At 72.8% G+C, this 12,430-nt stretch carries 11 protein-coding genes; 6 read left to right on the forward strand and 5 right to left on the reverse strand.

The window, feature by feature from the left end; translation table 11 throughout:
- The first annotated feature begins 210 nt into the window (after positions 1 to 210).
- The 4 genes from J7E94_RS04555 (at position 211) to J7E94_RS04565 (ending at position 4,345) form a co-directional block, all read left to right on the forward strand.
- On the forward strand, positions 211 to 1,719 hold the full coding sequence (locus J7E94_RS04555; protein ID WP_215012524.1) for an MFS transporter: 1,509 nt from the start codon (positions 211 to 213) through the stop codon (positions 1,717 to 1,719).
- Between the two features lie 108 nt (positions 1,720 to 1,827).
- A complete protein-coding gene (locus J7E94_RS35300; RefSeq protein ID WP_285440708.1) occupies positions 1,828 to 1,956 on the forward strand; it encodes a hypothetical protein in 129 nt (42 codons plus the stop codon).
- A gap of 9 nt (positions 1,957 to 1,965) precedes the next feature.
- A complete protein-coding gene (locus tag J7E94_RS04560) occupies positions 1,966 to 2,601 on the forward strand; it encodes a DUF6629 family protein (RefSeq protein ID WP_215012526.1) in 636 nt (211 codons plus the stop codon).
- A 91-nt stretch (positions 2,602 to 2,692) separates the two neighbouring features.
- Entirely contained in the window at positions 2,693 to 4,345 is a 1,653-nt protein-coding gene (locus J7E94_RS04565) for a GMC oxidoreductase (RefSeq protein ID WP_215012528.1), read from the forward strand.
- Between the two features lie 75 nt (positions 4,346 to 4,420).
- Here the strand turns inward: J7E94_RS04565 and J7E94_RS04570 are convergent, their stop codons facing one another.
- From J7E94_RS04570 to J7E94_RS04590, 5 genes are all read right to left on the reverse strand, one after another.
- Positions 4,421 to 4,900, reverse strand: coding sequence for a carboxymuconolactone decarboxylase family protein (locus J7E94_RS04570; RefSeq protein ID WP_215012530.1), 480 nt, complete (start codon positions 4,898 to 4,900; stop codon positions 4,421 to 4,423).
- Positions 4,897 to 5,979, reverse strand: coding sequence for a dihydrodipicolinate reductase (locus J7E94_RS04575; RefSeq protein WP_215012533.1), 1,083 nt, complete (start codon positions 5,977 to 5,979; stop codon positions 4,897 to 4,899). Before J7E94_RS04575 ends, J7E94_RS04570 begins: the two co-directional genes overlap by 4 nt.
- A 56-nt stretch (positions 5,980 to 6,035) precedes the next feature.
- Positions 6,036 to 6,293: a DUF6126 family protein gene (locus J7E94_RS35865; RefSeq protein ID WP_251056143.1), complete on the reverse strand. Its 258-nt coding sequence runs from the start codon at positions 6,291 to 6,293 to the stop codon at positions 6,036 to 6,038.
- Between the two features lie 16 nt (positions 6,294 to 6,309).
- Entirely contained in the window at positions 6,310 to 6,990 is a 681-nt protein-coding gene (locus J7E94_RS04585) for a helix-turn-helix domain-containing protein (RefSeq protein ID WP_251056144.1), read from the reverse strand.
- An 85-nt stretch (positions 6,991 to 7,075) separates the two neighbouring features.
- Positions 7,076 to 8,629, reverse strand: coding sequence for an ATP-dependent DNA ligase (locus J7E94_RS04590; protein ID WP_215012534.1), 1,554 nt, complete (start codon positions 8,627 to 8,629; stop codon positions 7,076 to 7,078).
- 197 nt (positions 8,630 to 8,826) lie between these two features.
- On the opposite strand from J7E94_RS04590, the gene J7E94_RS04595 reads away from it, so the two are divergent.
- Positions 8,827 to 11,556 carry an alpha/beta fold hydrolase gene (locus tag J7E94_RS04595; protein ID WP_215012535.1) on the forward strand — a complete coding sequence of 910 codons (2,730 nt, stop codon included), beginning with the start codon at positions 8,827 to 8,829 and terminating at the stop codon, positions 11,554 to 11,556.
- Complete coding sequence (locus tag J7E94_RS04600; RefSeq protein WP_215012536.1) at positions 11,553 to 12,425, forward strand: ABC transporter permease; 873 nt, start codon at positions 11,553 to 11,555, stop codon at positions 12,423 to 12,425. Before J7E94_RS04595 ends, J7E94_RS04600 begins: the two co-directional genes overlap by 4 nt.
- The last annotated feature ends 5 nt before the right edge of the window (positions 12,426 to 12,430 follow it).

Consider the following 12,430-nt stretch of genomic DNA (forward strand, 5'->3'; position numbering starts at 1 on the left):
GGGAGATGGGGTTCGATCAGAGTCCACTGCTCGTCGGTGAGATCGCCTCGCGCCATGACTGATGGCCTATCAAGACCGGGCCTCCGTGCGCAGGCGATCTACCGAACTCGTGATTTGGACTCCAGACAGGACCTAGCTGGCCGCGGAGCCCCCGTACGGGCCGGCCCGCCCCCAGTGGCCCTTCGCGGTCGCGCACGCCAGCCTGAAGACATGACCGCGCCCCCTGAACCGCCCGTCGCGCCCGCGGTCCCCATCGCGTCCGCGCAGGGCCGGTGGATCCTGCTGACCACCGTGCTCGGGTCGAGCATGGCCCTGTTGGACTCGACGGTGGTCAATGTCGCCCTGCCCCGCATCGGACTGGATCTCGGCGCCGACCTGGCCGTGCTCCAGTGGACGGTCAACGCCTATCTTTTGACGCTGGCCGGGCTGATCCTGGTCGGCGGAGCCCTCGGCGACCGCTTCGGGCGGCGCCGGATCTTCGTGCTGGGCGTGGTGTGGTTCGCGGTGGGCTCGCTGCTGTGCGGGATCGCGCCGAACGCCGGGACCCTGGTGGCCGCCCGAGCCCTCCAGGGCATCGGCGGCGCACTGCTGACCCCCGGCTCCCTCGCGCTGATCCAGGGCTCGATCCGCGCCGAGGACCGGGGGCGGGCCGTGGGGCTGTGGTCGGGTCTGGGCGGGGTCGGGGCGGCCGTGGGGCCGTTCCTCGGCGGCTGGCTGGTGGACGGGCCGGGCTGGCGCTGGGTGTTCCTGCTGAACGTGCCGCTCGCCGCGCTGTGCGTCCCGGTGGCGCTGCGCCATGTACCGGAATCCCGGGACCCGCACGCTCAGGGGCGGTTCGACATCGCCGGGTCCGTACTGGGCGCGGCGGCGCTGGCCCTGCTCACGTACGCGCTGATCGAGGCGCGGTCCGCCGCGGCGCCGGTGATCGGCGCGGCGGTGGGCGGCCTCCTGCTGGCCGGGGCGTTCGTCCAGGTCGAGCGGCGGCGGGCGGAGCCGATGATGCCGCCGGCCATCTTCTCGTCCCGGCTGTTCACCGCGGTCAATGTGGTCACCCTGTTCGTGTACGCGGCCCTCGGCGGCTTCTTCTTCCTCGTCGTCCTCCAGCTCCAGGTGGTTTCCGGCTACTCGGCGCTGGCCGCCGGGGCGGCGCTGCTGCCGACCACCGCGCTGATGCTGCTGCTGTCGGCCCGGTCGGGGGAGCTCGGGGAGCGGATCGGGCCGCGGATCCCGCTGACCGTGGGGCCGCTGCTGTGCGCGGCCGGGATGCTGCTGATGCTGCGGGTGGGGCCCGAGGCCTCATACGTACGCGACGTACTGCCGGCGCTGGTGGTGATGGGCCTGGGCCTGGTGACGCTGGTGGCTCCGCTGACGGCGACCGTGCTGGCCTCGGTGGACCCGGGCCGGGCGGGGGTGGCCAGCGGCATCAACAACGCGGCGGCCCGGGTGGCGGGGCTCCTCGCGGTGGCGGCGCTGCCGCTGCTGTCCGGCATGGGGCCGGAGGCCTACCGCTCGGCGGCCGAGTTCGACGCCGCCTTCGGGCGTGCCATGCCGTGGTGTGCGGGGGCGCTCGCGGCGGGCGCCGCGGTGGCGTGGGCGACCGTACGCTCCCCCGCGCCCGGGGCCTGTCACCCGCAGTGCCAGACGCACTGCGCGGTGACCGCTCCGCCGCTCGAACGTCCGCGGGCGGCGGGTTCGCCCGAGGGGCGGGACCTTGACTGAATCCCGGACTGAATTCCTGGACTGAATTCCTGGACTGAATTCCTGGACTGAACTTCCAGCCGATGCCACGGTGCCCGCACCTCTCGTCCCCCTCCTTCGGAGGTTCGCATGACTCCCAGCCGCAGAACGGTGCTGCGCAAGGCGCGTGCCAAGGCCGCCGGACCGGCCCTCGGGACCCTGCGGGGCGGCGGCGGGGGCGTCCGCTGCTCGACGATGCAGCAGCCGGCCGCGGGGTAGCGGGGCGGCATGTGCTGGAGCGCGACGGCCGATCTGACGGCGGGTACGGCCATCACCGCCGTCGGGCTCGTCTGCGTGGCAGGGGTGGTGCGGGCGCGGCGGCTCCGCGAACTGCCCGTGGCCGAGCTGCCGCTGCTGCTCGGCGCGCACCAGCTGGTGGAGGCCGCCGTCTGGAGTGCGGGAGGCGGCTGCTCCCGCGCCACGACGGCCTGGGCCGTGATCGCCCTGCCGGTACTGCCCGTCTGGGTGCCGCTCGGGGTGCTGCTCGCCGCCGCGCCGGAGGCCGGGCGCCGCCTGTGGGCGCCGGCGGCCGTCGGTCTCGCCACCGCCGCCGTGCTCGCGTACTGCCTCGCGACCCGGCCGGTGACCGCCGAGATCCGGGGCCACACCCTCGGCTACGGCGTGAATGTTCCGTGGATGCCGCTGCTCCTGACGGGTTATCTGTTCGCCACGCTCGGCTCCCTGCTGCTCGCCGGGGACCGGCGGCTCAGGCTCCTCGGCGCCGTACTGGCCGCCGGGGCATTGGCCTGCTCAGCGCTGTGGCGGCTGGAATTCGCCTCCGCCTGGTGCGCGTTCGCGGCGATCGCCTCCGCGCTGGTCGTGGGCTGGGTCCGACGCCCGGGACCCCGTTCCCCTGTTGCGTGATCGACCGAAAGTTACCTAGACGTATGTAGTGACTTCACACGAGAGCGGCAGTAGAACTCGTTCCCATTCCGCCGAGAGTGAGGAACGTCACATGAGTGACTCCACCCTGCCTGGAAGAGACTCCCACGGGATTTCGCGTCGCGGATTCATCGCTAGAACAAGTTCCATTCTGGGGGCGGTGACCCTCGCGGGCCACATGGCCCCGGCCGCCCGTGCGCAGACAGCCACCGCCGCTTCCGCCCCCATCTGCGACGGCGCCCGCGTACCGGCCCTGGTCATCGGCACCGGCTACGGCGGCTCCGTCGCGGCCCTGCGCCTCGCCCAGGCGGGCGTCGACGTGCAGATGATCGAGATGGGCATGTCCTGGGACACCCCGGGCTCGGACGGCAAGATCTTCCCGAAGGTGACCAGCCCGGACTACCGGTCGTTCTGGCTGCGCACCCGGACGAAGGCGCCGCTGAGCAATTTCCTCGGGTTCCCGATCGACAAGGACGTGCCCAAGTACACGGGGATCCTGGATGCCGAGGACTTCGCCGGCATCACGGTCTACCAGGGCCGCGGCGTCGGCGGCGGGTCGCTGGTCAACGGCGGCATGGCGGTCACGCCCAAGCGCGCGAACTTCAGCGCCGTCCTCCCGTCGGTGGACACCGAGGAGATGTACGCGACCTACTACCCCCGGGCCAACGCCGGGCTCGGGGTCGGCATGATCGATCCGGCCTGGTTCGACACCGCCGAGTGCTACCAGTTCTCCCGGGTCGGCCGCAAGCACGCCCAGCGCTCCGGCTTCGCGTGGACCTTCGTTCCCGATGTGTACGACTGGGACTACATGAAGCAGGAGGCCGCAGGCACCGCCACCAAGTCGGCCCTGGACGGCGAGATCCTCTACGGCAACAACCACGGCAAGAAGTCGCTGGTCAAGACCTACCTCGCCCAGGCAAAGGCCACGGGCCGGGTCGCCATCTCCCCGCTGCACAAGGTCACTTCGGTCGCCCCGGCGGCCGGCGGCGGCTACACGGTGACCATCGACCAGATCAACACCACCGGCGACACCGTGGCCACCAAGACCGTGACCGCGGACCGGGTGTTCTTCGCGGCCGGCAGCGTCGGCACCAGCAAGCTCCTGGTCAAGCTCAAGGCCACCGGCGCGCTGCCGAACCTCAACGGCGAGGTCGGCAAGGGCTGGGGCGAGAACGGCAACGTCATGTGCGGCCGCGCCAACCACATGTGGGACCCGACCGGAAAGCTCCAGTCGACCATCCCCTGCTCCGGCATCGACAATTGGGACGCGGGCGGCGCGTTCGCCGAGGTCGCACCGCTCCCCACGGGCATCGAGACCTACGCCTCCTTCTACCTGTCGATCACGAAGAACCCGAACCGCGGCGAGTTCACCTGGAACGCCGCGACGGGCGCCGCCGAGCTGAACTGGCAGACGGGATGGAAGCAGTCGTCCATCACCATGGCCAAGACCATCTTCGACAAGATCAACTCGAAGGAGGGCACGATCTACCGGACCGACCTGTTCGGTGGGAACAAGATCTGGAACGACACCCTCACCTACCACCCGCTCGGCGGTGCGGTCCTGAACAAGGCCACCGACAACTACGGGCGCCTCCACGGCTACACCGGCCTCTACGTGATCGACGGCGCGCTGATCCCCGGCAACACCAGCGTCAACCCGTTCGTCACCATCACGGCCCTCGCCGAGCGCAACATCGAGCAGATCATCGCCACCGACCTCCGATAGGGCCGCGTCCTCCCCCCAGCGGCCGGGGCCGTTCGGATCCCCCGAACGGCCCCGTATCCATGCGCGCTGCGCCGCTCAGTGCCCCGGCAGCACACAGACGCTGTCCAGGCCGAGGACGTGGTTGAGCCGGCCGAAGGCCAGCCAGGACCCGATGCTCATGGTCAGTTCCACGATCTCCAACTGGCTGTAGTGCACGGTCATCCGCTCCCAGAACTCGTCGTCGAGGCCGTGGTGGTCGAGGGTGTACCGCTCGGCGTACTCCGCCGCCAGCCGGGTGCGCTCGTCGAAGCGGTCCGTGGTGCGCCACTCCGCGACCGCGTCGGAGAACTCCTCCTCGACCTTCTCCCCGTCCCGGTCGGTACGCCAGTCCAGGCAGAAGACGCACCCGTTGATCTGCGCTACCCGCAGCCGGGCGGCCTCGAACTCACGCAGGCCCAGGGTGGTGTGGGCGTACACCGAGAGGGAGAAGTTCGCGGCGGCCATCCCGATGCCGGGGACCATGTCGCCCCACACGTACTCGATCGGATGCTGCCCTTCAGGGACGTCGATCCTCATGGCTGTTTCCTTCCGAGTCTGCCGATGGCGGGGCGCAAGGGGATGTCGAGGGCGTCGTACAGTCCTGGTTTCGCCTCGGTGAGCCAGTCGATGGCGCTCACCAGGCGGCCGACGGCGGTGGCGTTGCCGCCGGCCGAGCGGTTCTCGCCCTCGTCGGTGGCTTCGATGGTGACCTCGATGCGCGGGCGGCCCTCGATGACGACCCGGTGGGCGCCGTCACCGCCGTCGGGCGGGGTGGGCCAGTCCGGCGCGCACGACGCGTGGATGCGGGTGACGTGCTCGATGACGAGCCGGGGTTCGCCCTCGACGATGCCCTGCACCTCGAAGCGGATCGCACCCTGCGTGCCGGCCTCGAACGCGCCCATCGTCCGGGTCATCACCGTGGTGTCGAGCGCGCGCCGGTCCACCGTCTCGCGGATCTCGTCGAGTTCGACCCCGAGCGCCCGGGCCATCATGCGTATCTGGCCGCCCCACACCATGGTCGGGATCGAGGGCAGGAGCATCATCGGCTCGTACTCCATGGGCCGGCCCATGCCGACGAGGTGGCGCACGGAGTCCGGCTGGTCGTAGGTGGAGTAGTCGAAGATCTCCTGGCAGCGGATGGCGTCGATGGTGGTGCCGAGTCCGCTGAGCAGGAGCGGGAGTACGTCGTTGCCCCAGCCGGGGTCCACGCCGGAGGCGAAGAGCGAGCCGCCGCCCTCCGCGATGGCGGCCAGCACCGGATCGCGGAACTCCGGTGGTGCGCTGCGGTGGTCGTAGAGCGGGTAGAGCGCGGGGCTGACGACCACCGCGCCGGCCCGGATCGCCCGGGTGATGTCGGCGAGGGCGTCATCGGGCCGGATGTCCCCGGAGGCGGCGTACACCACGGCCTGGGGGCGGGCGGCCAGCACAGCCTCGATGTCGTCGGTGGCCCCGACCCCCAAGGGGCGGCCGAGTGCGCCGAGTTCGCCCGCGTCGCGGCCGACCTTGGCTGGATTGTGGACGAGGACTGCGGAGAGTTTCAGCGCGGGATGGGCCTCGACGGCGCGGATGGCCAAACGGCCGACGTTGCCGGTACCCCAGACAACCGTGGAAATCATGCGCGGAGGGTAGCGACAGGACCTGCAGGTTTCCAGAGTCTGCCGGGCCTCCTCGGCTACTGGTTCCGGGCGCCCAGGACGAAGAGGAGGTAGACGAAGAAGGCGAAGAGGTGACCGACGAACAAGTAGGCGATCAGCCGGATCACCAGACCGCGCGGGAACTTGGACTCGATCGTGGGCTCGGTCGTGGACTCGGTCGTGGACTCGGTCGTGGACTCGGTCTTCGGCTCGGCCTGCTGCACGGCCTGGGGCACGGTCTGGGTCTGGGTCTGGGTCTGGGTCTGGGACTGGGTCTGGGACTGGGTCTGGGACATGGGTACGGCTCCTCGCCTATCGGTGGTGCGTGGTGGTGGTGGCGCCGCCTCCCAGGCACAGCCCGGCGAGGCTGCTCTGCAGCAGGGTGTGGACGAACAGCAGGTCGGCTCCGCCGGAGGCGGCGGCCGTGATGCGGTGCGGGGTGAGCGAGTCGAAGTGCGCGCTGTCCCCCGGCTCCAGCAGGTACTCGGTCTCCCCCAGGTGCAGCCGCAGCCGCCCGCCCAGGACGTACAGCCATTCCTCGCCCGGATGTACGCGGACCAACTCGCCCTGGCTGCGGCCCTGCGGGACGTGCACGCGCAGCGCCTGCATCCCGCGCCCGGAGCCGCCCGCCTGCCAGTACGTCCACCCGTCGGCCTCGTGGGCCCCCGGTCCGCCGGCCCGTACGATGGGATCGCCGACGGCCGGGGTCTCGCCGAGCAGCTCCGAGACGGTCGTGCCGTAGGTGCGGGCGAGCGCGAGCAGCAGCGGCAGCGAGGGCCGGCGCCGGCCGGTCTCCAGGCGGGACAGGTGGGCGGGCGAGAGCCGGGCCCGTGCGGCGGCGGCCTCGAGGGTGAGTCCGGCGCGGCGGCGCAGGTCGCGCAGCTGCGGGGCTACGGCGGGCAGCTCGTCGGCCGGGTCTTCGGGGCGGGCTGCGTCTTCGGCGCCACGGGCGGCGGCCGCGTCCTCGGGGCCGGGGGCAGGACCGGGTGTCATGCCCCGATTGAGCCAGAGACGTGCCTGACTGGCAATCCGTCTTGCCTCTGAGGCAAATTCACCCGCCGCGCGGCCGCCCTTCGGTTCAGAGCCCGGCGTCGGCTCCCGCTCCGCCGCCCTCCCCGAGCACCGTCTCCACCGTGTCCGCCTGCTCGGCGCTCTTGTCCGGCCGGTGCCTGAGCACCCGCGCGAAGCGCAGCGCGACCCCGGCCGGGTAGCGCGGGGAGCGCTGCAGGCCGTCGTAGGCGATCTCCACCACCAGTTCGGGCCGTACCCGGACGGTGAAGCCGTCGTCCGACACCGCGAGCGCGCCCAGCGCCTCGGTCTGCCAGCGCAGCATCTCGTCCGTCAGCCCCTTGAAGGTCTTGCCGAGCATGGCGTAGGTGCCGTCGGCGGCCCGCGCCCCGAGGTGCAGGTTCGACAGCAGTCCGGTGCGCCGCCCGTGGCCCCATTCGGCGGCGAGGATCACCAGGTCCAGGGTGTGCACCGGCTTCACCTTGAGCCAGTTGCGGCCGCGCCGCCCGGCCGCGTAGGCCGAGTCGAGCCCCTTGACCAGGACGCCCTCGTGCCCGCGGCGCAGGGTCTCGGCCCAGAACTCCTCGGCCTCGGCGGCCTGCGCCCGCGGGTCCTCGACGACGAGCCGGCGGACCCGGGCGTGCTCGGGGACGAGGGCGGCGAGGGCCTCGTACCGCCGGCGGACCGGGAGGTCGAGGAGCACCTCGTCGGCGGCGGCCAGGACGTCGAAGAAGAAGGGGACGACCGGCAGGGTCCGCCGGGCGGCGTCGACGTCGACCCGGGAGCCGACCCGGCTCGCGATCTGCTGGAAGGGGACGGGACGGCCGTCCGCCGAGCGGCCGATGACCTCTCCGTCGAGGATGAACCGCTCACCCGGCAGCGACCGGGCCAGCTCGGCCACCTCCGGCAGGCGCGCGGTGATCTCGTCGAGGGAGCGCGTGTAGATCCGTACGTCGTCCCCTTCCCGGTGGACCTGGACCCGGATCCCGTCGAGCTTCTCCTCCACCGCGCAGGGCCCGACCGCCGCCAGGGCCTCGGCGACCGATGCGGCGGTGCCGGCCAGCATGGGCTGTACGGGCTGCCCCACGCGGAGGATGAATCCGCCCAGCGCCTGCACTCCGTGCGCCAGCGCGGCCGCGGCGACCCGGGGCAGCGAGCCGTCCAGCATCACGGCGCGGCGCAGGTCGCCGGCAGGGACCCCGGCGGCCGCGGCCACCCCCTCCAGGGCCACCGCGTCCAGCGCGCCCTGGCGCACTTCGCCGGACAGCAGACGGCGCAGGAACGCCTGTTCGTCCGCGGTGGCCGCGCCCAGCAGGCCGTCGAGGACCCGGCGCCGGCGGGCCTGTGATCCCGTACCGGCGACGGCGGCCAGTTCGGTCACCGCCTCGTCGACGGCGCGCACGGTCAGGGTGGGGCCGGCCGCCGGTTCGACTTCTTGCGCGAGCATCCGCCCGCCGATGCCGGGGCGGCCCTGCGGGAGGCGCCCGGCGAGGTAGGAGATCACCAGGGCGGCCTCCTCCGGGGAGGCCGCGGCGAAGACCTCCGCGAGCAGGGCGGTCTTCCGGGACCGGGCGGAGGTGTCGGCGATCTCCCGGGACACGCGTGCGAGTTCGGCCAGCAGCATGCGGCCATCCTCCCGCCAAGGGACGCGCGCCGCCCGTCGGAAGCCCGGCCGCCCTGCCCCGCCCCCGCGCTCCGCGCCCCGCCCGCCCGCATACCGCAGGCGCGGTACCCGGCGTCGCCCGTGTAGTCCTCCGGAAGGTCATGACATCCCCCTGCGGGCGCTCGGGCACCGGGGCGCCTGGCGTTTAGGGTTCCCGTATGAAGCTCCGACTGCCCAGGCGACGCCGCAACCGCCTGTTCGCCGGCGCCGCCGCGCTCGCCGTCGTCGCGGGAGCCGGTACGTGGACGGCCTCGGCCGCCGCCGGCGACCCTCCGGCCGTGCACCGCCAGGACACCGTGCTGGACATGCCCGACGCCCGGATCGACACCTCGTACTTCACGGCCGGCGGTGGGGACGGCGCGGGGAAGAAGCGTCCCGCCGTGCTCCTCGGGCACGGTTTCGGCGGCAGCAAGGACGATGTGCGCAAGCAGGCCGAACAACTGGCCCGCGACGGATACGCCGTCCTGACCTGGTCGGCGCGCGGCTTCGGCCGCTCCGGCGGCCGGATCGGGCTGAATGATCCCGAGCACGAGGTCAAGGACGTCTCCCGGCTCATCGACTGGCTCGCGGCCCGCCCCGAGGTACAGCTCGACGGGGACGGCGATCCGCGCGTCGGCGTGGCCGGCGCCTCCTACGGCGGGGCGGTGTCGCTGCTCGCCGCCGGATACGACCGCCGCGTGGACGCGATCGCTCCGCAGATCACCTACTGGAGTCTCGCGGACTCCCTCTTCCCCAACGGCGTCTTCAAGAAGCTGTGGTCCGGCATCTTCTTCACCACCGGCTCCTCCGGCGGGATGCAGCCGGCACCGGCACAGCAGGGCCCCGGCCCCCAGGCGCCCGATCCGCTCGCCGCGCCCGGCTGCGGGCGGTTCCAGCCGGAGCTCTGCTCCATGTACGAGCGGGTCGCGGTGGCCGGGAATCCCGACCCCGAGGCCCGTGCGCTGCTGGAGCAGCGCAGCCCCTCCGCCGTCGGCGCCAAGATCAAGGTGCCGGCCCTCATCGTGCAGGGCCAGGACGACTCCCTCTTCCCGCTGGACCAGGCCGACGCCATGGCCAAGGCCATCGCGGCGAACGGCGCGCCCGTCTCCGTGGACTGGGCGGCCGGCGGGCACGACGGCGGCATGCGCGAGGCCGCCCGGGTCGAGGCCCGGGTGGCGGCCTGGTTCGACCGCTATCTCAAGGGGGACGAGGGCGCCGGCACCGGCCCGGCGTTCCGCGTCTCGCGCTCCGGCGGGATCGACTCCACCGACGGGCAGGTCCAGCTGCGCGGCGCGAGCAGCGAGCGGTACCCCGGCCTTGCGTCCGGCCCGCAGGAGTTCTCCCTGGCCGGGCGGGAGCAGAGCTTCGCCAATCCGGCGGGCGGCGCCCCGCCGGCGCTGTCCTCGCTGCCCGGTATCGGGGGGCAGCTCGCCGCCTTGGGAACCGGGCTCTCGCTGGACTTCCCCGGGCAGAACGCCCGCTTCGAGTCGGAGCCGCTGGCCAAGGAGGTCCGTATCACCGGGACGCCGACCGTCACCCTGAAGGTGAGGTCGACAGCCGCGGACGGTTCTGCCGTGCTGTTCGGCAAGGTGTACGACGTCGGGCCGGACGGCCGCCGGCAGGTGCTGCCCAGCCAGCTGGTCGCCCCGGTGCGGGTGGAGGACGCGCAGCAGGGCGCGACCGTCGCGCTGCGGCTGCCCGCGATCGACCACGCCGTCGAGGCCGGGCACCGGCTGCGGCTGGTGGTCGCCGCGACCGACCTGGGCTACGCCACGCCGGCCGCGCCCGCCACCTACACGGTGTCGGCGCAGGGCCCGCTGGCCGTCCCGGTCGTTCCGCAGGTGCGGACCGCCACGGCGGCCCTGCCCGCCTGGACGTGGGGGCTGCCGCTCGGCGCGGCGGCGCTGGCCGCGGCGCTGCTCGGGATCCGGCGGACCGGCCGGGGGGCCGTGGGGGCACGGGCCGGCGTACCGGAGCCGGAGAGCGCGCCGGCCGGCGTACCGCTGGAAATCACCGGACTGACGAAGAAGTACGCGAAGGCGCAGGACCGGTACGCCGTACGGGACCTGTCGTTCCGGGTGGAGAAGGGGCAGGTGCTGGGGCTCCTCGGGCCCAACGGCGCTGGTAAGACCACCACCCTGCGGATGCTGATGGGGCTGATCTCGCCGGACGCCGGGGAGATCCGGGTCTTCGGGCACGCGGTGCGGGCCGGGGCTCCGGTGCTGTCGCGGGTCGGTGCCTTCGTGGAGGGCGCGGGATTCCTGCCGCACCTGACGGGTCGGGCCAACCTGGAGCTGTACTGGCAGGCCACCGGCCGCCCGGCCGAGGACTCGCACATGGACGAGGCCTTGGAGATCGCCGGGCTCGGCGACGCGCTGGAGCGGGCGGTGCGCACGTACTCGCAGGGCATGCGGCAGCGGCTCGCGATCGCGCAGGCCATGCTCGGGATGCCGGACCTGCTGATCCTCGACGAGCCGACGAACGGTCTGGACCCGCCGCAGATCCGGGAGATGCGGGATGTGATGATCCGCTACGCCGCCGGCGGGCGCACGGTCATCGTCTCGAGCCACCTGTTGTCGGAGGTGGAGCAGTCCTGTACGCACCTGGTGGTCATGGACCGGGGCCGGCTGGTGCAGGCGGGCGAGGTCTCGGAGATCACGGGCGGCGGGGACATCCTGCTGGTGACGCTGGCGGAGCCGGTGGACGAGGTGGTCGTCGAGAAGGTGGCGGCGCTGGAGGGAGTGGGCATCGTGACGGCCGCCGACGACGGGCTGCTCGTACGGCTCGACGGCGCGACGGCCGCCGGGCTGATCGCCGAACTCGTACGGCTGGGGGTGCCGGTGAGCGGAGTGGGGCCGCACCGTCGGCTGGAGGACGCGTTCCTCACCCTGATCGGAGGTTCGGCATGAGCACGGTAGAGGTCTCTCGGGAGGTGGCCCCCGGCTACCGGGCGGGCCGTACGCTGCCGCTGCGCGTGGAGGCGCTGCGGCAGTGGCGCCGGCGGCGGACGCTGGTGATGGGCGGAGTGCTGGCCGCACTGCCCTTCATCATGATCATCGCGTTCGCGGTGGGCGGCGGACCGGACGGCCCCGGCGGCGGCAACGGCCGGATCACGCTGATCGACACGGCCACCGCCTCCGGAGCCAACTTCGCCGCCACCTGTCTGTTCGTCTCGGCGGGCTTCCTGCTGGTGGTGCCGGTCGCGCTGTTCTGCGGGGACACGGTGGCCTCGGAGGCGAGCTGGGCCTCGCTGCGCTACCTGCTCGCCTCGCCGGTGCCGCGGGCCCGGCTGCTGTGGAGCAAGCTGGTGGTGGCGCTCGGCTTCAGTCTGGCGGCGATGGTGCTGCTGCCGGTGGTGGCGCTCGCGGCGGGCACGGCCGCCTACGGGTGGGGGCCGCTGAAGCTGCCGACCGGAGGCTCGCTGGCGGCCGGGGACACCGTGCCGCGGCTCGCGCTGGTGGTCGCCTTCATCTTCGTGTCGCAGCTGGTGACGGCGGGTCTGGCGTTCTGGCTGTCCACGCGGACGGACGCGCCGCTGGGCGCGGTGGGCGGTGCGGTCGGGCTGACGATCGTCGGCAATGTGCTGGACGCGGTGACGGCCCTCGGGTCGTGGCGCGACTTCCTGCCGGCGCACTGGCAGTTCGCGTGGGCGGACGCGCTCCAGCCGCAGCTGGAGTGGGGCGGGATGGTGAAGGGGGCGGCGGTGTCGGTGTCGTACGCGCTGGTGCTCTTCGCCCTCGCCTTCCGGGGCTTCTCCCGCAAGGACATCACGTCCTGAGCGGA

The organism is Streptomyces sp. ISL-94, assembly GCF_018614075.1.
Classification (GTDB): domain Bacteria; phylum Actinomycetota; class Actinomycetes; order Streptomycetales; family Streptomycetaceae; genus Streptomyces.

Bases quoted from the DNA above. Each gene is read 5' to 3' on its own strand.
- J7E94_RS04590 (WP_215012534.1), bottom strand. From the start codon at position 8,629: ATGCTGCTGGCCGAACTCGCACGCGTGTCCCGGGAGATCGCCGACACC.
- J7E94_RS35300 (WP_285440708.1), top strand. From the start codon at position 1,828: ATGACTCCCAGCCGCAGAACGGTGCTGCGCAAGGCGCGTGCCAAGGCC.
- J7E94_RS04565 (WP_215012528.1), top strand. From the start codon at position 2,693: ATGAGTGACTCCACCCTGCCTGGAAGAGACTCCCACGGGATTTCGCGT.
- J7E94_RS04595 (WP_215012535.1), top strand. From the start codon at position 8,827: ATGAAGCTCCGACTGCCCAGGCGACGCCGCAACCGCCTGTTCGCCGGC.
- J7E94_RS04555 (WP_215012524.1), top strand. From the start codon at position 211: ATGACCGCGCCCCCTGAACCGCCCGTCGCGCCCGCGGTCCCCATCGCG.
- J7E94_RS35865 (WP_251056143.1), bottom strand. From the start codon at position 6,293: ATGTCCCAGACCCAGTCCCAGACCCAGTCCCAGACCCAGACCCAGACC.
- J7E94_RS04575 (WP_215012533.1), bottom strand. From the start codon at position 5,979: ATGATTTCCACGGTTGTCTGGGGTACCGGCAACGTCGGCCGTTTGGCC.
- J7E94_RS04600 (WP_215012536.1), top strand. From the start codon at position 11,553: ATGAGCACGGTAGAGGTCTCTCGGGAGGTGGCCCCCGGCTACCGGGCG.
- J7E94_RS04560 (WP_215012526.1), top strand. From the start codon at position 1,966: ATGTGCTGGAGCGCGACGGCCGATCTGACGGCGGGTACGGCCATCACC.
- J7E94_RS04570 (WP_215012530.1), bottom strand. From the start codon at position 4,900: ATGAGGATCGACGTCCCTGAAGGGCAGCATCCGATCGAGTACGTGTGG.
- J7E94_RS04585 (WP_251056144.1), bottom strand. From the start codon at position 6,990: ATGACACCCGGTCCTGCCCCCGGCCCCGAGGACGCGGCCGCCGCCCGT.